We start from the raw sequence: 20,109 nt of genomic DNA, 5'->3' as shown, positions 1-20,109 counted from the left end.
TGCCCGCGAAGAAGCCATTCAGATCGCTGCAAATCCAAGCTCAAAAACCGTACCCGTTGCATCACTGCTGACCCGCACCCGGCCCCCATGCAACTGCATGATCGACTGCACGATCGCCAGTCCCAATCCGCCGGAATCTCCCGGCTCCGCGCGGGACGGGTCGACGCGGTAGAAGCGGTCGAACAGTTTGCCCAGATGCTCACCCGCGATGACCGGGCCGAGGTTGTGCACTTGCAGCCAGCACAGGCCTGGCTCATCGCGTCGGCGCAGGCTGATGACCGAGCCGGCATCGGCATGGCGTACGGCGTTGGCCAACAGATTGCCCAAGGCGCGTTGCAGCAGTTGCTGATCCGCCAGCAACTCTCCGCTGAACGTGTTTTCGAGGCGGATTTCCCGGTCATCGGCCAGGGCTTCGAAGTAGTCGCACAACTCATCGCCGATTTCGTGCAGTTCCAGCGTGCGCAGATCGAGCGCCCGCTCAGCCTGCTCTGCGCGGGCGAGAAACATCAGGTTTTCGGCCATGCGCTTGAGCCGTTCGAACTCTTCCATGTTCGACGCCAGCACTTCCTGATACTCGGTGCTGCTGCGCGGATAATTCAGTGCCTGGCCGTTGCTTGCGAGCAAGGTGTGCAGCGGCGTGCGGATTTCATGGGCGAGGTCGGCGGAAAACTGTGAGAGGCGCTGGAAGCCGTCGTCCAGCCGCACCAGCATGCCGTTCAGCGCGTGCACCGGCTCCAGCAATTCCGCTGGCGTGCCGGCGGTGGGGACGCGTTGGTCGAGGCTGCGCAGGTCGATGCCGCGCAGCGCTTCACTCAGCTTGCGCAGAGGCCGCAAACCACGGCGCAACAGCACCAGGCCCAGCGTGAAGGCGAGCACGGCACCCAGGCCGACGGCCAGATACAAGCGCAGGCGATAGCTGCCGAGCATCTGCTCGCGCTCGCTCAGAACCTTGCCGGCGATCACGGTCAGCGCTTCGCCGTTCGGGCCTTGGGCCTGACCTGACAACAAGGCCAGCTCGACACCGTCCGTTGCCTGCCAGGTCAGCACATCGCGGCGTTGCGGCGGTTGATCCCGGGGGATGGCCTGCACGGACGGCAGTGCGCGTTGGCGAGGGTTGATCGTGATCACATTCGAGCCGTCCGCGCGTTGCACCAGCAGCAGACTGTCGAGATTGCCGAGCATGTTCTGGTACAGCCGTGGCCGCGCCTGCAAGGCGTCGAGGCTGTCGCTGTCGGCGAGCAGCGCGCGCACCTGTTCCAAACGACCGAGCAACGCCATGTCGTCGCGCCAGGCGATTTCCGAGGCCAGCGAGCGATACAGGAACACGCCAATCGCGCTGAGCACCAACGCACAGACGGCGGCGAACGCCAGGGCCAGGCGCCAAGCGATGGATCTAGCGCGCATCGTCGGGCGCTTCGAGTTGATAGCCGACCCCGCGCACGGTGTGGATCAGTTTGGGCATGTACGGATCATCGACTTTCGAACGCAGCCGGCGCACCGCGACTTCGACCATGTTGGTGTCGCTGTCGAAATTCAGGTTCCACACCTGCGAAGCAATCAGCGTGCGCGACAGCACTTCACCCTGTCGGCTGGCGAGCAAATGCAGGAGGGCGAATTCCTTGTTGGTCAGGGCGATGCGCTGGCCGCCACGGCTGACCCGGCGGCGCAGCACGTCGATTTCCAGGTCGGCGATGCTGTACGACTCGGCCTCGCGCATCGGCCCGCGCCGCAACAACGTGCGCACCCGCGCCAGCAGTTCGGCGAAGGCGAATGGCTTGAGCAAATAGTCATCCGCCCCCAGTTCGAGGCCACGCACGCGGTCTTCGATAGCGTCCTTCGCCGTCAGGAACAGCACCGGCGTGGCGCCGCGCTGGCGGATCAACTGCAGCAATTGCCAGCCGTTGAGGCCCGGCAACATCACGTCGAGGATGATCAGGTCATATTCCTGCTGCTCGATGAAGTAGCGCCCGTCGAGACCATTGAGCGCCACATCCACGGCAAAACCCGACTCGCCCAGCCCTTTGGCGAGGAAATTCGCAGTTTTGGCTTCATCTTCTACGACCAGCAAACGCATGGCACACCTCGATTGATCAGAGGCACAGGCTAGGCCCCTTCGCCGCCGTTGCCCATTACAAACTTGTAATCCGGCTGACGAGGTTTCGACGGGGACCGGCGGATAAGGTGGCGGCCTTCGCTTCTGGAGCCTGCCCATGTCCGCTAAATACTTGGTTGCCAGCCTGGCAATCGGCCTCGGCACTGCCGCAATCGCCGCGCCTGAGCTACCCCGTCACGCCGATCTCGATCTGAAAACCGCACGGCTGCTGGCCGACACAGCGCTGGAAAGCTGCACCGGCACGGTATCGGTGCTCGACCGTGGCGGCAACCTGTTGGTGACCTTGCGCGGCGACGGTATCGGCCCGCACAACACCGTCGCCAGCCAACGCAAGGCCTACACCGCGCTGTCGACGAAAACTCCGACCCGGTTGTTCGCCGAGCGCGCCCGCAGCAACCCGGAAACCGCCAACCTCAACACCCTCGACGAGCTGCTTTTGCTCGGCGGCGGCATCCCTCTGTTCGCTGGCAAGGAACTGGTCGGCGCCATGGGCGTGGCCGGTTCCGGCGGCGGCGAGCAAGACGAGAACTGCGCGATCAAGGCTGCCGACATCGTCGGCCTTTCCATCAACCGTATTTGAACCCAGGAGCATCACCATGACCCCACTGCGCATGACTTTTGCCGCGCTCGGCCTGAGCGCTTTTTCGAGCCTGGCGCTGGCCGCCGGCAATCCGCTGAGCGTGCATGTACTCAATCTGGAAAACGGCCTGCCATCGCCGGGCATCAACGTGACGCTGGAGCGCCATGTCGGCCAGGACTGGCAGCCGCTGGCGCAGGGCACCACCAATGAACAGGGGCGGATCGCCGAACTGTTCCCGGCGAACAAAACGTTCGAGGCGGGTGAATATCGGGTGGTATTCAAGACAGGCGAGTACTTCGAGAAGACGAAGCACGAGACGTTTTTTCCGGAGATTCCGGTGATCTTTCAAGTGAAGCAGACGGATCAGCACTATCACATTCCGTTGCTGCTGAGCCCGTATGGTTTCTCCACTTATCGCGGTTCGTAACTCAAACAGACTCCTCAAAAAAGCCCCTGCCCATCGACAGCAATGTTGAATGTTCAGGGGCTTTCTACTTCACTAACCGTCCCAGTGCGGCAGGGTTGGAAATCAGCTTGCGGCTGGTGCGTCCTTATTCGACCTTGAACTTGAAAAACGGGCTCCAATCAGACCTTTCACGATTATCCGTCTGCACAGCGAAAGCCTCATATTCAGCTGCAAGCAGTTTCTCTTTCACAGACCAAATACCATCCGGGCCGACTTGAGTTGAAGCAAACGAGTCACCATCAATCGGAACTTTCATGATCCATACCCACCACCCAGCCAGACCAGTACCCGAAAATTCAACCGGGTTGTTGACGTCACCTTGGGGTTTGACAACGACTGGTGCCGGGACGCTTTTATTGATAGGGAGGTTAGAGTAATCAGCGGTGCCGGTAGCTTTACTGTTCATCGGTTCCAACTCCTTGGGCGGTCGTATTTGACACACTTGTTGTACACCGCCCAATAGGAGCCCACCACTGTCAGATCTGACAGGTGGCACGCAGTTTTTCCATGTCCAGAATCTCGATTTCCCCATAGCCGAGACCAATAATTCCCTGATCTTTCAGGTCCTTGAGGATCTGGTTGGTGGTCTGCCGCGACAGCGACAGCATCGACGCCAACTGCTCCTGGGGCAGTTGCAGCACCCGGCGTGGCGGATCCAGTTCGCCGTAGCCTTCGGCGATCATCAGCAGGCGATGAGCCAGACGCGCCGGGGCCGGCAGCAGGCTCAGCTGTTCGAGGTTGATGAAGGTCAGGCGCAATTTGTGGCTCATCAGCAAGGCCAGATGGCGCCAGTAGACGGGCTGTTCGTCGAGCAGTTTAAGCAGCGTGGCCTGGGGAATGTTCAGCAGGGTGCAAGGCCCGACCGCGTAGGCATCGTGGGTGCGGGGCTGGCCGTCGAACAGGCAGATTTCACCGAACCAGTGCGGCGCCTCCACCAGGCTCAGCAACGCCTCCTTGCCCTGCTCGCTGACCGCGCTGATGCGCACCGCACCATCGAGCACCGCGTACAGCCCGCACGGCGCATCGCCGCGCTGGAACAAGCGCTGCCCCGCCGCCAGCCGCCGCTCCCGGGCCGCTGCCAGCAGACTATCCTGAAAGGACGAAGGCAGATGACTGAACCATTGCCCGGTCAGCAGGCGCTCGCGCCAGACCTTATCCATGCGTTCTCCTAAAGATTGTCGCCTGCCTGACAGAGCGAGCCGTGAACCCGGGGCATGATTCGATCACCCTACAGGAGGAACAACAATGAAAAGCCTCGTCGATCATTTGAGTCAATACGCCGCTTACCACCGTGACCCGCGCAACATCGCCAGCCACTTTATCGGGATTCCGCTGATTGTGGTGGCGGTAGCCGTGCTGTTGTCGCGGCCGGAATGGTCGGTGGGCGGATTGTGGATTTCCCCGGCGGTGATCGCTGCCCTTGCTTCGGCGTGGTTTTACCTGCGTCTGGAGCTGAAGCTCGGGGTTCTGATGACCGTACTGATGGGGCTGTCGGTCTGGGCCGGGCATGCCCTCGCGCAGCAGAGCACCATGGTCTGGCTCAGCAGCGGTCTGGCGATGTTCGTGATTGGTTGGGTGATCCAGTTTGTCGGGCACCACTATGAAGGGCGCAAACCGGCGTTTGTGGATGACTTGAGCGGGTTGATTGTCGGGCCGCTGTTTGTGGTGGCCGAGCTGGCGTTCATGCTCGGGATGCGGCATGAGCTGAAAGAGCAGATCGAGGCGCGGGCGGGTGTGGTGCGGGTCAATCCGAATCGTGCGGCTGTCTGAACCACTGCCCGGCTCGCTCGTTGCCACGCTCTGCGTGGGAATGAATCCCGTGACGCTCCGCGTCACAGTGGACGCGGAGCGTCCATAGCGGCGTTCCCACGCAGAGCGTGGGAACGAGCGAGATCAAAGGCTGGCGATTTTCTGCCAGACCTTCGGCTTGAAGAACAACGTCTCACCTTTCGCCAAACCGGTCAGGCTGTCGTGGTCCTTCACCACCTCCGCCTCGATCAGATCGCTCTGCCCCTCAACCTTCAACGTCACCCGCGTGGTCGCGCCCAGCGGCCGGATATCGCGGACTTCAGCGGCGTGGTGATCCTCCAGCTCATGCCGCGACAGCGATACTTCGTGCGGACGGAACAGCACGTGATTGTCATCGCCCAGATGCAGGCGGTTCGAATCGCCGAGGAAGTGATAGACGAAATCGCTGGCCGGGTTTTCGTAGACATCGCCCGGTGAACCGATCTGCTCGATCACACCCTTGTTCATCACCACGATGCGGTCGGCCACTTCCATCGCCTCTTCCTGGTCGTGGGTCACGAACACCGAGGTCAGGTTGATGTCTTCGTGCAGGCGCGCCAGCCAGCGGCGCAGCTCTTTACGCACCTTGGCGTCGAGGGCGCCGAACGGCTCATCGAGCAGCAGCACTTTCGGCTCCACCGCCAAGGCGCGGGCCAGGGCGATACGCTGACGCTGGCCGCCGGACAGTTGCTCCGGATAACGATCCGACAGCCAGTCCAGTTGCACCATGTTCAGCAGCTCGTGAACCTTGGTTGCGATCTGGCTTTCGCTCGGGCGCTGGTTCTTCGGCTTCATGCGCAGGCCGAACGCGACGTTGTCGAACACCGTCATGTGGCGGAACAAAGCGTAGTGCTGGAACACGAAACCGACATTGCGATCCCGCACGTCGTGGCCGGACACGTCTTCGCCGTGGAACACGATGTTGCCGTTATCCGGAGTTTCCAGACCGGCAATAATGCGCAGCAACGTGGTCTTGCCGCAGCCCGACGGGCCGAGCAGCGCTACCAGTTCACCGCTGTGGATGTCCAGGCTGATGTTGTCCAGCGCCTTGAACGCATTGAAATTCTTGCTGACGTTACGCACTTCGATCGACATGAATTATTCCTCCGCGGCGCTGGCGCGCAGGCGGTTGATACGGTTTTCGCTCCACTGCTTGAGCAGCAGGATGAAGAGCGCCAGGATCAGCAACAGGCTCGCCACGGCGAACGCGGCCACGTGGTTGTATTCGTTGTAGAGGATCTCGACGTGCAGCGGCAAGGTGTTGGTCACCCCGCGAATGTGCCCGGAGACCACCGACACCGCACCGAACTCACCCATGGCCCGCGCAGTACACAGCACCACGCCATAGATCAGGCCCCATTTGATGTTGGGGACGGTCACGTGCCAGAACATCTGCCAGCCATTGGCGCCGAGCAGACGCGCGGCTTCCTCCTCCTGAGTGCCTTGTTCCTGCATCAGCGGGATCAGCTCACGGGCCACGAACGGCACAGTGACGAAGATCGTCGCCAGCACGATGCCCGGCAGGGCGAAGACGATCTGGATGTCGTGATCCTGCAGCCACGGCCCGAACAGGCCCTGGGCGCCGAACATCAACACGTAGACCAGACCGGCGATCACCGGCGATACCGAAAACGGCAGGTCGATCAGCGTTACCAGCATGCTCTTGCCGCGGAACGAGTACTTGCTCACGCACCACGCGGCGCTGACACCGAACACCAGGTTCAGCGGCACCGACACCAGCACCGCGATCACGGTGAGTTTCAACGCCGACAAGGCATCCGGTTCAAAGATCGCAGTGAAGAACGCGCCGAGGCCGTTCTTCAATCCCTGGGACACCACGATGAACAGCGGCAGCAGCAGAAACAGGAAGAAAATCAGCCAGCCGAGGCCGATCAGGATCCGCCGCGAAGTGGCACTGCCACGGCGGGCGGCGTTGGCCGAGGAAGCGGCCGCAATAGACGATTGGGACATGGTTCGCGCCTCCTTATGGGGTTTCGATGCGCCGCTGCAGCAAGTTGATCAGCAGCAACAGGACGAAGGAAACCACCAGCATCAACACGCCGATGGAGGTAGCGCCGGTGTAATCGTACTGGTCGAGCTTGACCATGATCAGCAGCGGCAGGATCTCGGTTTTCATCGGCATGTTGCCGGCGATGAAAATCACCGAACCGTACTCGCCGACGCCACGGGCAAACGCCAGTGCAAAACCGGTCAGCCAGGCCGGCAACAGCGCCGGCAGCAGGATGTGACGGAACACCTGCAATGGTTTGGCACCGAGGCACGCCGCGGCTTCTTCGACTTCACGCGGGATGTCGGCCAGCACCGGCTGCACCGTGCGCACCACGAACGGCAGGGTCACGAAGGTTAGCGCCAACGTGATCCCAAGCGGGGTGTAGGCGATCTTGAAACCGAGGTCAGCGGCGAACTGCCCGACCAGCCCGGTCGGCGTGTACAGCGCCGTCAGCGCAATACCGGCCACGGCGGTCGGCAGGGCGAACGGCAGATCGATCATCGCGTCGATCACCTTGCGTCCCGGGAACGTGTAGCGCACCAGCACCCAGGCCAGCAACGTGCCGATGATGCCGTTGATGATCGCGGCGCACAGCGCGGTGCCGAAGCTCAGCTTCAATGCGGCGAGAACGCGGGGCGCGGAGATGATCGTCCAGAACTGATCCCAGGTGAGTTGGGCGGCGTGGACGAACATCGCCGCCAGCGGGATAAGCACAATCAGGCTGAGGTACACCAAGGTGTAGCCCAGCGTCAGCCCGAAGCCGGGTATGACGGGGGAGATACGACGCGACATAAAAGTCCTTGGTTTGAGAACGCGCAAAGCCCCGAACATAAATCCGGGGCTCGTTTTAGGCTATTGAAACTTACTGCGCCTGATAGATCTGGTCGAACACGCCTCCGTCGTTGAAGAATTTCGGCTGTGCGGTTTTCCAGCCGCCGAAGTCCTTGTCGATGGTCACCAGCTCCAGTTTCGGGAACTGCTGGGCGTACTTGGCGGCCACGTCCTTGTCACGCGGACGGTAGAAGTTCTTCGCCGCGATTTCCTGGCCGGCCGGGCTGTACAGGTGCTTGAGGTAGGCTTCGGCGATCTGCTCGTTGCCCTTCTTCTCGGCGTTCTTGTCGACCACCGCCACCGGTGGTTCGGCGAGGATCGACAGCGAAGGCACGACGATGTCGAACTTGTCCTTGCCGCCGTCTTCTTTCAGCGCCAGGAAGGCTTCGTTTTCCCAGGCCAGCAACACGTCACCCTGACCGTTGTTGACGAAGGTGATGGTCGAGCCACGGGCACCGGTGTCCAGAACCGGAACGTGCTTGAACAGGGTCTGTACGTATTCCTTGGCTTTGGCTTCGTTGCCGCCGTTGGCTTTCAGGCCGTAGGCCCACGCCGCGAGGAAGTTCCAGCGCGCACCGCCGGAGGTTTTCGGGTTCGGGGTAATCACCGAGACGTCGTTCTTGATCAGATCGCCCCAGTCCTTGATGCCTTTCGGGTTGCCCTTGCGCACCAGGAATACGATGGTCGAGGTGTACGGGGTGCTGGCTTCCGGCAGACGCTTCTGCCAGTCAGCCGGCAGGGTCTTGCCGAGTTTGGCGATTTCGTCGATGTCGCCGGCCAGGGCCAGGGTCACGACATCGGCGCGCAGACCATCGATCACCGCACGGCCCTGCTTGCCCGAACCGCCGTGGGATTGCTGGATTTTCACGGTGTCGCCGGCGTGCTCCGACTGCCAGTACTTCACGAACTCGGCGTTGTAGTCCTGATACAGCTCGCGCGTCGGGTCATACGACACGTTGAGCAGTTCGTAATCCTTGGCAACCGCGGAACCGGCAAACACAGCACTGGCCAGGGCGGCCAAAGCGTAACGGCGAATCGACGACATGGTGAAAGCTCCTGGAATTCTTGGTGGTGGCTTTTTCTTATGGATTGCTGGAATCGGGTTGCTCATTCAACGACCGCAGCCTGTGGCAGCTTCTGCCAACAGCTCCCCGCAGGAGCTGCCGCAGACTACGAATCAGGCCGGTTTGTTACCCGGTTGCTGCAGACGGAATTTCTCTTTGCGTTCGATCTGGACCACCTGGGCGTTATGCACAGTGATTTCCACCGCGCCGAAACGCAGGTCGCGCAAGGCGCTCTGGATTTCGCGCAAAATGGTGCTTTCGTCCTGACCGTCAACGCTACGCAGGGATGCGCTCATGGTGCTGCTCCTTTGTATGGGATATGCCTGGCAGTGGGCGGCACTGCGTTCGGCGTGGAAGCAATATAAGAGAGCTTTGGATATTCTTAAAAAGACTATTTAAGAATGTTTATATAACTGGAAAACATTATGTGATGCAGCAAGGGTTTGCGGCGGATTTGCCCGCCTACAAACCCGCCGCAGGCCGCCCTTAACCGATCAAGGGCGCCCGATTCCAGTCGATTTGCGCTTCCGGAACCGGCCGCCCGAACCAGTAGCCCTGCCCCAGATCACAGGCCTGGCCCAGCAGGAACGCCGCCTGTTCCGCCTGCTCGATGCCCTCGGCGTGCACCTGCATGCCCATGCTGCGGGCCAGGGCGATGATCACCCGGACGATCGCCGCGTCGTCCTCGTCCCACGGCAGGCCGGCGACGAATCCCTGATCGATCTTGAGCTTTTGCACCGGCAGGCGCTTGAGCCGCAGCAACGACGAATAACCGGTGCCGAAGTCGTCGATGGCCAGACGAATGCCCAGCTCGCGCAGACGATGCATCTGCTCCAGCGCGACCTCCGGATCGTCCATCACCGCGCTTTCGGTGACCTCCAGTTCCAGATAGGCCGGATCCAGACCGGTTTCGTGCAGCACCTGTGCAACCTGCTCGTACAACTCGCGGCGGGCGAACAAGCGTGACGACACGTTCACCGCGACAAACGACAGCACCACCCCGGCCTGCTGCCATTGGCACATCTGCCGGCAGGCCTGCTGCATGACCCATGCGTCGATTTCCGAGATCAGCCCGGTGCGCTCGGCAATCGGGATGAACTCCGCCGGCGATACCAACCCCCGCTGCGGATGCTCCCAGCGCACCAACGCTTCGACGCCGATCAGGCGACTGGTTTTCAGGTCGTGTACCGGTTGGTAGTAGACCCGCAGCTCCTGCTGTTCCAGCGCGCGGCGTAATTCGAAGGCGATTTCGACCCGCTGCTGGGCGTGGGCCGTGAGTTCTTCGGTGTACAGCGCGTAACCGTTACGGCCACTGCTCTTGGCCTTGAACAGCGCCGCATCGGCGTTGCGCAACAGCTGTTCGGCGCTTAGTGCATCGCTGGGAAACAGGCTGATACCGAGACTGGCGTTGATGAACAGCTCATGTCCGTCGAGGCAGAACGGCTCCTTGAGCGCATCGAGAATGCGCTGAGCCAGCGCCGCCGCCTGCGCCGGCTGTGGACAACTTTCCAGCAGGACCGCGAACTCGTCGCCGCCCAGCCGCGCCAGGGTGATGCCCGGCCCGAACAATGCCTGCAAACGTGCGGCGACCGCTTTGAGCAGACGGTCACCGATATTGTGGCCGAGGCTGTCGTTGATCAGTTTGAAATGGTCCAGATCGATCATCAGCAGCGCGCAACCGCGCTTGTGGGTCTGCGCCGATGCCAGCGCCTGTTCGGCGCGATCGCTGAACAGCAGGCGGTTGGGCAGGTCGGTCAGCGGATCGTGGTGGGCCAGGTGCTTGAGTTCATGCTCGGAATCTTTGATCGCGCTGATGTCTGAGAACACCGCGACGTAGTGGCTGAGCCGACCGTCTTCATCGCGGATCACCCGGATCGTCTGCCATTGCGGGTAGATTTCACCACTCTTGCGCCGGTTCCAGATCTCGCCGCTCCATTCGTCCCGCGCCTGTAAAGAAGCGAACATCGCCTGATAGAACCCCGGCGGATGGTGCCCGGACTTGAACAGGCTGGGCTGCTGGCCAATGACTTCCTCGCGCTGATAACCGGTGATTTCCATGAAGGCGCGATTGACGTGCACGATCAGCCCCTGCCGGTCCGTGACCAGCACGCCTTCGCGGGTGCAATCGAATACCGCAGCGGCCTGACGCAGGCGTTCGCGATCCGCCTGGCGTTCACGCAATCGGGCGCCGATGCCCAGGCATTCGAACAGCCGCGCCCGGGCCAGGAAGATCAACCCGGCGCTGAGCGCCACGAACAGGTAGCCGTTGATCAGTTGCCAGCGCAGCAACTCGTCAGAGCTATCGAAGAAACTGTTCAATAAATAACCAGTACCTTGCAGCCAGACCACGGCAAGGACCAGGTAAAGCAGCGCTGCACGCAAGGCATCGCGGTAAGTGGCAGACATTCGGCCGTCCATGTCCCTACAAAAATGTCGGGATTATAGGTCAAGAAACATCCAGCCATCTCTTATCTGAAAGGGCGACTGGTTTTATCTGTGTGCTTGGTGATAATGCAACGGCTGTTTTTTCTTTATCGAGGGCCCTATAGCCTATGTGGTACGAAGGTTTTCTTGGCTTGTCGGCCTGGTCGCTGGTCGCCGTCACCCTGGTGATGACCCACGTGACGATCGTTGCCGTCACGGTCTACTTGCACCGCTACTCGGCCCATCGCTCCCTGGAGCTGAATGCCGGGCTGAAGCATTTCTTCCGTTTCTGGCTGTGGCTGACCACGGCGCAGAACACCCGCGAGTGGACCGCCATCCACCGCAAACACCACGCCAAATGCGAAACCGAAGATGACCCGCACAGTCCGGTCGTCAAGGGTCTGTCCACGGTCCTGCGCAAAGGTGCCGAGCTGTACCGCGAAGAAGCGCAGAACCCGGAAACCCTGCGCATCTACGGCAAGAACTGCCCCGAAGACTGGATCGAGCGCAACCTCTACAGCCGCTACCGGCTGCTGGGCGTGGCGATCATGGCCGTCGTCGACCTGTTGCTGTTCGGCACCATCGGCATCACCATCTGGGCGATCCAGATGATGTGGATTCCGGTCTGGGCGGCCGGCGTGGTCAACGGTCTCGGCCATGCCGTCGGCTACCGCAACTTCGAATGCCGCGACGCGGCGACCAATCTGGTGCCATGGGGCATCCTGATCGGCGGCGAAGAACTGCACAACAACCATCACACCTACCCCAACTCGGCCAAGCTGTCGGTCAAGAAGTGGGAGTTCGACCTCGGCTGGGCGTGGATCCAGGTCTTCAGCTTCCTGCGTCTGGCCAAGGTGCAACGGGTCGCCCCGATCGCCCACCGCGTCGAAGGCAAGGGCAGCCTGGACATGGACACCGCCATGGCGATCCTCAACAACCGCTTCCAGATCATGGCCCAGTACCGCAAGCTGGTGATCGGCCCGCTGGTCAAACAGGAACTGGCCAAGGTCGATCATTCCGTACGCCACCAGTTCCACCGGGCCAAACGCCTGCTGTCGCGAGAAACCAGCCTGCTGGAAGATCGCCACCACGCGCGCATCCAGAACATGCTCGAGCACAGCCAGGCGCTGAAGGTAATCTACGAGAAACGTCTGGCCCTGCAGCAGATCTGGGTCAAGACCAGCGCAAATGGCCACGACATGCTCGCCGCCATCAAGGAATGGGTACACGAGGCCGAGGCCAGTGGCATCCAGTCCTTGCGTGAATTCGCCGACCAGTTGAAAACCTACTCGCTGCGCCCAACAGCCGTCTGATGCCGTTGATCGGTGCGCCCCATTCCCGGGCGCACCCTTCGGAACTTCACCCCCGTTCCCCTATCTCAAAGACACTTCGCCACCCCCGGCGGGCTTTCCCGTGGCCGTTGTCGACTTCCCGGCACGCCCTTTGAGATTCGTGTCGATGGTCAACAACAATCAAAAAGACTCATCCCCTCCCCAGTGGCCCGAGGCCGCGCAAACCCTGATGGCATTGATGCACGCCCAGGGCGAAGTCGCCCGGCTTAGCGAACGCGAGCAGCTGTTCAGTTCGCTGCTGGTTAGCGTCAACGCCGTGCTTTGGGCCTTCAACTGGGAAACCCGTCAGGTGCTGTACGTCAGCCCCGCCTACGAACGGATTTTCGGCCGCTCCGCCGCCCTGCTGCTGGCCGACTACAACCAGTGGCGCGACAGCATCTACCCGGACGATCTGGAATACGCCGAACGCAGCCTCGCCGAAGTGCTGCACAAAGGCGCCGTGGAAGACCGCGAATACCGGATCATCGCCGCCGACGGCCAGGTGCGCTGGATCAGCGACAAGTGCTTCATAAACCGTCAGGAGGAACCAGGGCAACCGGTGATCATCGTCGGCATCGCCGAAGACATCACCGACAAGAAGCAGATGGAAACCGAGCTCCAGCGACTGGCCACCACCGACGTGCTGACCCAGAGCAGCAATCGCCGGCACTTCTTCGAATGCGCCCACCGGGAATTTGAACAAGCCCGCCTGCAAGGTGCGCAAATGGCGTTCCTGCTGCTGGACATCGATGACTTCAAAGTGATCAACGACACCTACGGCCACCCGGAAGGCGACAACGTGCTGCAACGAATCGCCGAATGCGGTCGTGCGTCGTTACGCCGGGGAGACCTGTTCGGGCGGATTGGCGGTGAAGAGTTTGCTGCGGTTTTCCCTGGCTGTGCGCCGGACATGGCGATGCAGGTGGCCGAGCGGCTGCAACGGGAAATTCAGCGCTTGAACTTCAACCACGGTGATCAGACGTTCGGCATCACCGTCAGCCAGGGCCTGACCAGCCTTACCCCGGAAGATGAAAGCCTCGACACCCTGTTCGCCCGCGCAGACGCGGCGATGTACGAGGCCAAACGGCAGGGCAAGAACCGGATCATTTCCGCCTGATTCAAGAGCGGATGCGCAATCAAGCCGCTATTTGCGCATCCGCATCAGCTCCGGCAAGCCGATTTTGAGCAAGCGCGCCGTGCGGCTCTTCGCCAGCTCCTCAACGCCCTCATGCTCGGTCAGCCGCGCCATCTGCGCCGCCATGTTCATCACCAGTGCCTCGCGGGAATACACCCCGCCACCGAGCTGGTAGACCGAGGCAATCAGCTCGCGCAGTTCCAGCGGCAGGCGCCAGCGAGTGCGCAACGCCGAACCGTACGCCGCACCGAATTCCGCCAGCGCATCGCCGACTTCTTCCAGTTCATCCAGCTCGCCGCCGGCCTGCTTCCACTCTTGAAGACAACGCAGCAACGCCAGATCGCCGAGGCGATGGAGCATCCCGGCGCAGTAGCAGCGTTCCTGATCCAGATCGAGCAGACGCGCCAAGGTGCGGGCGTACTCGGCGGTGTGCAGCGACAAGCCCCAATAGCGCTCGGCGTAATCCGCCAGGCACGGGTCGCTAAGTCGGGCGCTGCGTTTGAGTGCAAGGCCAAGAATCAGATTCATGCTTTGCCCGGTGCCCAGGCGATGCAGCGCCTGCGCCAGGGTCTGCACCGGCGCGCCATGATGCTGAGCGGCGCTGTTCGACGCTGCAATCAACACGGCGGTGATCTGCGGATCGGTGCGGATTTCCTCTTCCAGCAGCTTCAGGTCCAGGCCGTTGGGGTTGAGGCTGCGTTTGACCGCCACCTGCACGTCAGTCATCAGCGGTGCGCCGTCGGCCTGCTCGCGGCGACGTTCGAGGAAAACCGAGAGGGTCATGCCCGGCGCCAGCGCCGGTACTTCACAGAACACTTCTTCGCCGGCATTCAGCAGCAATCCCTGCAAACGCTCGGTCAGGCTTTCCATGTTCAGGGGTTTGGCCAGGTAGGCGGTCGGCGCCAGCGGCAGGGCTTCGCGCACGCTGGCGCTGTCGTTGCGACTGCTCATCAGAATGAACGGCAGCGGCGGATTGCGTTTGCGCTGGCGGACACTGCGCAACACGCTCAAGCCATCGACGCCGGGCAACTCCCAGTCGACGATCGCCAGGTCATAGGGGACTTCGCTGAGCAGCGTCATCGCCTCCTGGCCATCAGCGCACAGGTCCAGCCGCGCATCGCAGCGCACATTCAGCAACACTTGTTTGAGCAGGTCACGAGACCACGGGTCGGCCTCGGCAATCAGGACTCTTGGTACAGCGGGTAAATCGACGGCCGTCATGCTCGCCCTCCCTTGCAATGCTTGAACCTTAGCCAATGCTGGCGATTCGGTACAACCTGAAAACCGCGCCCGTGATTCTCCAGGCATGAAAAAACCCGCCGAAGCGGGTTTTTTGTCGATCCGATCACGCGGTGCTACGGATTACAGCTCCGAGAAGCACTCTTCGATGATCGCCAGACCTTTGTCCAGTTGCTCGTCCGGCGAGGTCAGCGGTACCAGGACGCGCAGCACGTTGCCGTAGGTGCCGCAGGACAGCAGGATCAGGCCCTTGTCACGCGCCTTGGCCACGACGGCAGCGACTGCGGTCGGGTTTGGCTTGTGGCTGTCGCCGTTTTCGAACAGCTCGACCGCGATCATGGCGCCCAGGGCACGGACTTCGCCGATCACCGGGTACTTGGCCTGGATGGCTTTCAGGCCGGTGACCAGACGCTCGCCGACAGCCTTGCAGCGGTCCAGCAGTTTTTCTTCTTCGAACACTTCCATCACGGCCAGGGCCGCGGCGCAAGCGATCGGGCTACCGGCGTAGGTGCCGCCCAGGCCGCCTGGAGCGATGGCGTCCATGTACTCGGCCTTGCCGCACACACCGGCCAGCGGGAAGCCGCCAGCGATGGATTTGGCGAAGGTGGTCAGGTCGGCAGCAACACCCATCTGTTCCATGGCGAAGAACGTGCCGGTACGGCCAGCGCCGGTCTGCACTTCGTCAGCGATCAGCAGGATGCCGTGCTGGTCGCACAGGGCACGCAGACGCTTCATGAATTCTTTCGGTGCGACGTAGAAACCACCTTCACCCTGTACAGGCTCGATGATGATCGCGGCGATGTCTTTCGGCTCGGCGTCGTTCTTGAAGATGCGTTCGATGGAAGCGATCGAGTCGTCGATGCTCACGCCGTGCAGTTCGTTCGGGTACAGCGCGCGGAAGATGCCGCCTGGCATCAGGCCCATGCCGGCCGAGTAAGGCACGACTTTACCGGTCAGGCCCAGGGTCATCATGGTGCGACCGTGGTAAGCGCCGGTGAAGGCGATCACGCCAGCGCGGCCAGTGGCGGCACGAGCGATCTTCACGGCGTTTTCAACGGCTTCGGAACCGGTGGTCACCAGCAGGGTTTTCTTGGCGAAGTCGCCCGGTACGCGAGCGTTGATTTTCTCGCACAGCTCAACGTACGGCTCATAAGCCAGAACCTGGAAGCAGGTGTGAGTCAGCTTGTTCAGCTGCTCGGTCACGGCGGCGATGATTTTCGGGTGCACGTGGCCGGTGTTCAGTACAGCGATACCGCCAGCGAAGTCGATGAATTCACGACCTTCAACGTCGGTCACGGTCGCGTTTTTCGCGGACTCGGCGAAGATCGGGTGAATCTGGCCAACACCACGTGGAACAGCTGCGGTACGACGGGCCATCAGTTCAGCGTTAGTCTTGCTCATTACAGTCCTCATTCGCCGCTCATCGGGCGGCGTGGTTCAAGGATAAAGCGGGAGGAATCGGCGGTGGCAGCATGCGATGATCGACTGCCACGGCGTTCCCGGCCGCAGAGAAAATTCCGGTTTGAAACGACGCAAAGGGACAGCGCTCTCGTGCCCTTTGCGTTTACAGCGATCTTCTACCGAGGCTTAGATGCCCAGGCAGAGGTATTTGATTTCCAGGTAATCTTCGATGCCGTACTTGGAGCCTTCACGGCCCAGGCCCGAGGCCTTGATGCCGCCGAACGGCGCGACTTCGTTGGAGATCAGCCCGGTGTTGACGCCGACCATGCCGTATTCCAGGGCTTCAGCCACACGGAACACACGGCCCAGGTCGCGAGCGTAGAAGTACGAAGCCAGACCGAACTCGGTGTCGTTCGACATTGCGATCACGTCGGCTTCGTCTTTGAAGCGGAACAGCGGCGCCAGCGGACCGAAGGTTTCTTCCTTGGCCACGGCAGCGTCTTTCGGCACGTTGGTCAGGATGGTCGGCTCGAAGAAGTTGCCTTCCATCGGCTTGCCACCGGCCAGAACGGTTGCGCCTTTGCTCACCGCGTCAGCGATGTGCTCTTGCACCTTGGCCACGGCTTTCTCGTCGATCAGCGGGCCAGTGGTGGTGCCCTCTTCCAGACCGTTGCCGATTTTCAGCTTGGCGACTGCCACTTTCAGCTTCTCGGCGAACGCATCGTAGACCGAATCTTGAATGTACAGACGGTTGGCGCAGACGCAGGTCTGGCCGTTGTTGCGGTACTTGGAAATGATCGCGCCTTCGACGGCCTTATCCAGGTCCGCGTCGTCGAACACGATGAATGGCGCGTTGCCGCCCAGTTCCAGGGAGACTTTCTTGATGTCCTTGGCGCATTCCGACATCAGCTGACGACCGATTTCGGTCGAGCCGGTGAAGGACAGTTTGCGCACGATCGGGTTGCTGGTCAGCTCGCTGCCGATGTCGCCGGCGCTGCCGGACACCACGCTGAACACACCTTTAGGGATGCCGGCGCGCTGGGCCAGTTCGGCCAGAGCGAATGCGGAGAACGGAGTTTGCGAAGCAGGCTTGAGCACCATGGTGCAACCGGCGGCCAGCGCCGGACCTGCTTTACGAGTGATCATCGCCGCCGGGAAGTTCCACGGGGTGATGGCAGCGGTAACGCCGATCGGTTGTTTGATCACGATCAGGCGCTTGTCCGGCTGGTGGCCCGGAATCACGTCACCGTAGATGCGCTTGGCTTCTTCGGCGAACCACTCGATGAACGAAGCGGCGTAAACGATTTCGCCCTTGGCTTCGGCCAGTGGTTTGCCCTGCTCGAGGGTCATCAGGCGAGCGAGGTCGTCCTGGTGCTCGATCATCAGTTCGAACCAGCGACGCAGCTTGCCTGCACGCTCCTTGGCGGTCAGTGCACGCCAGGCCGGCAACGCCTTGTCGGCGGCTTCGATGGCGCGGCGGGTTTCGGCAGCGCCCATCTTCGGCACGGTGCCCAGAATCTCGCCGGTGGCCGGGTTGTTGACCTTGATCGTCTGACCGCTGTCCGCGTCGACCCATGCGCCATCGATGAAGGCTTGCTGGCGGAACAACTGGGTGTCTTTAAGCTGCATGTCGGCTTTCCTTAACAGCACCGCGCAAGGCGCGGAGCAAAATTATGATTGTAGAAAGGCGCCTCGCAAGGCTGCCGTCAGGGAAATCATTCACCGGGCTGGCACATCAATAGCGCACGACTCAAAACGCGTGCGGCTCAGCACCTGGATAAGGAGCGTTTGAAATCTCAAACGAATCCTAGGTTCAAAGGGGTTGAAGGACAATAGGGCGTTCGAAAAAAAGAACAAAAACGCCGCAATTGCTGAACATTTCAGATCAACGTACCAACAGCTCGGGTCGCAGGGAAACCATAGAACAGCCTCTCAAAAGCGCCAAGCGAGCCTTTTGCAGGACGTTACAGCTTTATGGAATGCAGTGCTTTTCAACCGACATGCGCACTGACAATACGCACCAAAACCCGGCATGGACGCCCCGAGCCGACCTAGGTATGATGTCGCCCGCTGCACCAGTAGCTCAGCTGGATAGAGTACTGCCCTCCGAAGGCAGGGGTCGTGGGTTCGAATCCCGCCTGGTGCGCCATGAACAAAACGAAAAAGCCCCGGACTGCAAGGTCCGGGGCTTTTTTGTGCCTGCTGGCTGGCGACTCACTCCGTCGTCCAGTCAAACTCGTCGTATTCATCATCGTCTTCTTCGTCCTCGATCAAGTCATCATCGAGAACGTCTTCCTCCAGATCCTCTTCGGCCTGCTTGGCCAGAAGAAACTCCTTGCGACTCTCCGTCACTGCCCGCCGCAGTTCCTCACCCTTCACCGGGCAGTTGAGCATTTGGGCGATGCGGTCGATTTTTTGGGCCACGGCATCCTCCAGCGCATCGGCAATGACCCGATAGTGCGCGTTTTTGCGGGTCAATGCCAAATGGCGGATGGCTGATACGGTCAGTTCTTGCGGATTTTTTCCAGTCGCAGGTCGAGATTCACGTTCGGGTAGCGCATGTGCAGGTTGTTGAACAGGCTGTCGGCCGCTTGCGACTGGCCGGACTCGCGCAGGCGCAGGACTTCACGCAGTTGCGCGTCAAGACCGTTGACCGGGGCGGCGGCGCGCTTGCTGACCTTGGCTTCGTCCGCCGTGTCGGCGCTGATCGATTCGCTCTGCATCGGTGCGGCCATTTCCGCCATTGGCGCGGGAGCCATTGCGGGTGCAGGCGCAGAAAGCGCGCCGGCGGGCGCCGACAATGATCGGGCCTCCTGGCGGGCCACTGGCGCAGCCGGTTTCGCGGCGGGGGCGAAATCGTATTGAGCCACGGGTTCCGGCGCGCGTTGCACCAGCGACAGCATCAGCGCGATGCCGACCAGACTGGCAAAAACCACCTGATAGCGCGGTTGCTGGCAGGCCTTGAGCCAGCGTTGCCACAGGTTTTGCCGTGGTGCCGGGGTTTCACGGTGGGCGGCGTTGAGGATCAGCGCATCGAGATGCGCCGGCGGCTCGGCGTTGTGCTGTTCGCGCACGTGCTTGAGCACTTGCTCTTCGGGTGTCGGGCGGGCGTCCGTCATGTCAGTACCTCCTCGGCCAGCAGCCGACGCAGTTTTTGCTGGGCGTAGCGCAAGCGGCTCTTGACGGTTTCCAGCGGTGTTTCGGTGAGGCTGGCGATTTGCGCCAGATCGAGGTCGCCGTGGGCGCGCAGCATGAACACTTCGCGCTGGTCGGCGGGCAAGGATTGCAGAGCGCTCTCCAAGCGCTGGCTGTCGCGGCTGAGGTTGAGCAGTTGTTCGGGATCGGAGGCGTCGTCGCTGACGGCGTGGGTCTGTTCGTCGTAGCTGTCATGCAACGGTTGCCGGGCGCCGTGTTTGCGCCAGTGGTCGATCAGGCGATTGCGGGCAATCTGGAACAACCACGTACGAAAGGTCGCCCGGCCTTGTGGCTGACTGGCACTGCGGATCAGGCTCAGCCAGGTCTCCTGGAAAACCTCGTCGGCCAGTTCAGGTTTGCCGCTCAAACCGAGCAGAAACCGATAAAGACTTTGCCGATGACGGGCGTACAGGATCTCGAACGCCTTGCCGTCACCCTCGCGATAACGGGCCAGCAGCGATTCGTCGCTGCTGGCCTCAAGGCTGTCGGCGGAGGCAAACAGCTGTGTGATGAAGCCTTTGAGGCGGCTCA

Annotated in this window: 21 protein-coding genes and 1 tRNA gene; 6 read left to right on the top strand and 16 right to left on the bottom strand. The window is 61.4% G+C overall.

All coding sequences use genetic code 11. The features are described from left to right. Positions 1-18: 18 nt before the first annotated feature. Together GQX66_RS03830 and GQX66_RS03825 are read right to left on the bottom strand one after the other, a co-directional pair. Positions 19-1,404, bottom strand: a complete 1,386-nt coding sequence (locus tag GQX66_RS03830) for a heavy metal sensor histidine kinase (protein ID WP_240866579.1) — start codon at positions 1,402-1,404, stop codon at positions 19-21. Next, positions 1,394-2,074 (bottom strand): heavy metal response regulator transcription factor, encoded by a 681-nt coding sequence (locus tag GQX66_RS03825; protein ID WP_085697973.1) that lies wholly within the window; start codon positions 2,072-2,074, stop codon positions 1,394-1,396. Before GQX66_RS03825 ends, GQX66_RS03830 begins: the two co-directional genes overlap by 11 nt. Before the next feature lie 136 nt (positions 2,075-2,210). Here GQX66_RS03825 and GQX66_RS03820 point away from each other — a divergent pair, with 136 nt between their 5' ends. Together GQX66_RS03820 and uraH are read left to right on the top strand one after the other, a co-directional pair. Then, the gene (locus tag GQX66_RS03820; RefSeq protein ID WP_085746302.1) at positions 2,211-2,693 is read left to right on the top strand and encodes a heme-binding protein; all 483 of its coding nucleotides are present in this window, start codon (positions 2,211-2,213) and stop codon (positions 2,691-2,693) included. Positions 2,694-2,709: 16 nt separating this feature from the next. Then, complete coding sequence (gene uraH / locus GQX66_RS03815; protein ID WP_085746301.1) at positions 2,710-3,120, top strand: hydroxyisourate hydrolase; 411 nt, start codon at positions 2,710-2,712, stop codon at positions 3,118-3,120. Positions 3,121-3,244: 124 nt separating this feature from the next. On the opposite strand, the gene GQX66_RS03810 is transcribed toward uraH, so the two are convergent. Further along, a complete protein-coding gene (locus tag GQX66_RS03810) occupies positions 3,245-3,565 on the bottom strand; it encodes a hypothetical protein (RefSeq protein ID WP_085746300.1) in 321 nt (106 codons plus the stop codon). Positions 3,566-3,635: 70 nt separating this feature from the next. Further along, the gene (locus GQX66_RS03805) at positions 3,636-4,319 is read right to left on the bottom strand and encodes a Crp/Fnr family transcriptional regulator (RefSeq protein WP_085746299.1); all 684 of its coding nucleotides are present in this window, start codon (positions 4,317-4,319) and stop codon (positions 3,636-3,638) included. 85 nt (positions 4,320-4,404) lie between these two features. Here GQX66_RS03805 and GQX66_RS03800 point away from each other — a divergent pair, with 85 nt between their 5' ends. Beyond that, the gene (locus tag GQX66_RS03800; protein WP_085746298.1) at positions 4,405-4,929 is read left to right on the top strand and encodes an Mpo1-like protein; all 525 of its coding nucleotides are present in this window, start codon (positions 4,405-4,407) and stop codon (positions 4,927-4,929) included. 123 nt (positions 4,930-5,052) lie between these two features. Here the strand turns inward: GQX66_RS03800 and GQX66_RS03795 are convergent, their stop codons facing one another. The 6 genes from GQX66_RS03795 to dibA all read right to left on the bottom strand — a co-directional run bounded on the left by GQX66_RS03795 (position 5,053) and on the right by dibA (position 11,259). Continuing rightward, entirely contained in the window at positions 5,053-6,042 is a 990-nt protein-coding gene (locus tag GQX66_RS03795; RefSeq protein ID WP_085746297.1) for a sulfate ABC transporter ATP-binding protein, read from the bottom strand. 3 nt (positions 6,043-6,045) lie between these two features. Then, entirely contained in the window at positions 6,046-6,918 is an 873-nt protein-coding gene (gene cysW / locus GQX66_RS03790) for a sulfate ABC transporter permease subunit CysW (RefSeq protein WP_011331905.1), read from the bottom strand. Positions 6,919-6,931: 13 nt separating this feature from the next. Then, on the bottom strand, positions 6,932-7,750 hold the full coding sequence (gene cysT / locus GQX66_RS03785) for a sulfate ABC transporter permease subunit CysT (protein WP_007952818.1): 819 nt from the start codon (positions 7,748-7,750) through the stop codon (positions 6,932-6,934). Between the two features lie 70 nt (positions 7,751-7,820). Then, complete coding sequence (locus tag GQX66_RS03780; RefSeq protein ID WP_085746296.1) at positions 7,821-8,834, bottom strand: sulfate ABC transporter substrate-binding protein; 1,014 nt, start codon at positions 8,832-8,834, stop codon at positions 7,821-7,823. A gap of 132 nt (positions 8,835-8,966) precedes the next feature. After that, positions 8,967-9,149, bottom strand: a complete 183-nt coding sequence (gene oscA / locus GQX66_RS03775) for a sulfur starvation response protein OscA (protein WP_007952821.1) — start codon at positions 9,147-9,149, stop codon at positions 8,967-8,969. A gap of 190 nt (positions 9,150-9,339) precedes the next feature. Then, a complete protein-coding gene (dibA, locus tag GQX66_RS03770) occupies positions 9,340-11,259 on the bottom strand; it encodes a phosphodiesterase DibA (protein WP_240866566.1) in 1,920 nt (639 codons plus the stop codon). A gap of 146 nt (positions 11,260-11,405) precedes the next feature. Between dibA and desA the strand changes: the two genes are divergently transcribed. Beyond that, the gene (gene desA, locus GQX66_RS03765; RefSeq protein ID WP_134021910.1) at positions 11,406-12,590 is read left to right on the top strand and encodes a delta-9 fatty acid desaturase DesA; all 1,185 of its coding nucleotides are present in this window, start codon (positions 11,406-11,408) and stop codon (positions 12,588-12,590) included. Positions 12,591-12,735: 145 nt separating this feature from the next. Next, a complete protein-coding gene (locus GQX66_RS03760) occupies positions 12,736-13,725 on the top strand; it encodes a sensor domain-containing diguanylate cyclase (protein ID WP_085746294.1) in 990 nt (329 codons plus the stop codon). Between the two features lie 27 nt (positions 13,726-13,752). Here GQX66_RS03760 and GQX66_RS03755 read toward each other — a convergent pair whose 3' ends face one another. From GQX66_RS03755 to gabD, 3 genes are all read right to left on the bottom strand, one after another. Next, positions 13,753-14,964 carry a response regulator gene (locus tag GQX66_RS03755; RefSeq protein ID WP_102687459.1) on the bottom strand — a complete coding sequence of 404 codons (1,212 nt, stop codon included), beginning with the start codon at positions 14,962-14,964 and terminating at the stop codon, positions 13,753-13,755. A gap of 141 nt (positions 14,965-15,105) precedes the next feature. Next, positions 15,106-16,383 carry a 4-aminobutyrate--2-oxoglutarate transaminase gene (gene gabT, locus GQX66_RS03750; RefSeq protein ID WP_007957613.1) on the bottom strand — a complete coding sequence of 426 codons (1,278 nt, stop codon included), beginning with the start codon at positions 16,381-16,383 and terminating at the stop codon, positions 15,106-15,108. A 186-nt stretch (positions 16,384-16,569) separates the two neighbouring features. After that, positions 16,570-18,012 carry an NADP-dependent succinate-semialdehyde dehydrogenase gene (gene gabD / locus GQX66_RS03745; protein ID WP_102717905.1) on the bottom strand — a complete coding sequence of 481 codons (1,443 nt, stop codon included), beginning with the start codon at positions 18,010-18,012 and terminating at the stop codon, positions 16,570-16,572. 443 nt (positions 18,013-18,455) lie between these two features. Here gabD and GQX66_RS03740 point away from each other — a divergent pair. After that, positions 18,456-18,532, top strand: a tRNA-Arg gene (locus tag GQX66_RS03740). A 65-nt stretch (positions 18,533-18,597) separates the two neighbouring features. On the opposite strand, the gene GQX66_RS03735 is transcribed toward GQX66_RS03740, so the two are convergent. Genes GQX66_RS03735 through GQX66_RS03725 form a run of 3 tightly spaced genes read right to left on the bottom strand, consistent with a single transcriptional unit; the run spans position 18,598 to position 20,080 of the window. Then, positions 18,598-18,867 (bottom strand): hypothetical protein, encoded by a 270-nt coding sequence (locus GQX66_RS03735; protein ID WP_011331897.1) that lies wholly within the window; start codon positions 18,865-18,867, stop codon positions 18,598-18,600. A gap of 20 nt (positions 18,868-18,887) precedes the next feature. Continuing rightward, on the bottom strand, positions 18,888-19,502 hold the full coding sequence (locus GQX66_RS03730; RefSeq protein ID WP_240866551.1) for a hypothetical protein: 615 nt from the start codon (positions 19,500-19,502) through the stop codon (positions 18,888-18,890). Then, positions 19,499-20,080: an RNA polymerase sigma factor gene (locus GQX66_RS03725; protein ID WP_240866618.1), complete on the bottom strand. Its 582-nt coding sequence runs from the start codon at positions 20,078-20,080 to the stop codon at positions 19,499-19,501. Before GQX66_RS03725 ends, GQX66_RS03730 begins: the two co-directional genes overlap by 4 nt. Positions 20,081-20,109: the final 29 nt, after the last annotated feature.

Origin of the sequence: Pseudomonas sp. B707, assembly GCF_022496685.1 — a bacterium.
Taxonomy (GTDB): Bacteria; Pseudomonadota; Gammaproteobacteria; order Pseudomonadales; family Pseudomonadaceae; genus Aquipseudomonas; species Aquipseudomonas paraglycinae.
Note: the sequence above shows the minus strand (reverse complement) of the source record. Positions and strands in the feature narration are given on the sequence as shown.

Coding starts and splice junctions, on each gene's coding strand:
- GQX66_RS03825 (WP_085697973.1), bottom strand. CDS start 2,074: ATGCGTTTGCTGGTCGTAGAAGATGAAGCCAAAACTGCGAATTTCCTC.
- GQX66_RS03795 (WP_085746297.1), bottom strand. CDS start 6,042: ATGTCGATCGAAGTGCGTAACGTCAGCAAGAATTTCAATGCGTTCAAG.
- GQX66_RS03830 (WP_240866579.1), bottom strand. CDS start 1,404: ATGCGCGCTAGATCCATCGCTTGGCGCCTGGCCCTGGCGTTCGCCGCC.
- GQX66_RS03805 (WP_085746299.1), bottom strand. CDS start 4,319: ATGGATAAGGTCTGGCGCGAGCGCCTGCTGACCGGGCAATGGTTCAGT.
- cysW (WP_011331905.1), bottom strand. CDS start 6,918: ATGTCCCAATCGTCTATTGCGGCCGCTTCCTCGGCCAACGCCGCCCGC.
- GQX66_RS03820 (WP_085746302.1), top strand. CDS start 2,211: ATGTCCGCTAAATACTTGGTTGCCAGCCTGGCAATCGGCCTCGGCACT.
- oscA (WP_007952821.1), bottom strand. CDS start 9,149: ATGAGCGCATCCCTGCGTAGCGTTGACGGTCAGGACGAAAGCACCATT.
- dibA (WP_240866566.1), bottom strand. CDS start 11,259: ATGTCTGCCACTTACCGCGATGCCTTGCGTGCAGCGCTGCTTTACCTG.
- GQX66_RS03755 (WP_102687459.1), bottom strand. CDS start 14,964: ATGACGGCCGTCGATTTACCCGCTGTACCAAGAGTCCTGATTGCCGAG.
- GQX66_RS03780 (WP_085746296.1), bottom strand. CDS start 8,834: ATGTCGTCGATTCGCCGTTACGCTTTGGCCGCCCTGGCCAGTGCTGTG.
- GQX66_RS03730 (WP_240866551.1), bottom strand. CDS start 19,502: ATGACGGACGCCCGCCCGACACCCGAAGAGCAAGTGCTCAAGCACGTG.
- GQX66_RS03810 (WP_085746300.1), bottom strand. CDS start 3,565: ATGAACAGTAAAGCTACCGGCACCGCTGATTACTCTAACCTCCCTATC.
- GQX66_RS03760 (WP_085746294.1), top strand. CDS start 12,736: ATGGTCAACAACAATCAAAAAGACTCATCCCCTCCCCAGTGGCCCGAG.
- gabD (WP_102717905.1), bottom strand. CDS start 18,012: ATGCAGCTTAAAGACACCCAGTTGTTCCGCCAGCAAGCCTTCATCGAT.
- cysT (WP_007952818.1), bottom strand. CDS start 7,750: ATGTCGCGTCGTATCTCCCCCGTCATACCCGGCTTCGGGCTGACGCTG.
- desA (WP_134021910.1), top strand. CDS start 11,406: ATGTGGTACGAAGGTTTTCTTGGCTTGTCGGCCTGGTCGCTGGTCGCC.
- uraH (WP_085746301.1), top strand. CDS start 2,710: ATGACCCCACTGCGCATGACTTTTGCCGCGCTCGGCCTGAGCGCTTTT.
- GQX66_RS03800 (WP_085746298.1), top strand. CDS start 4,405: ATGAAAAGCCTCGTCGATCATTTGAGTCAATACGCCGCTTACCACCGT.
- gabT (WP_007957613.1), bottom strand. CDS start 16,383: ATGAGCAAGACTAACGCTGAACTGATGGCCCGTCGTACCGCAGCTGTT.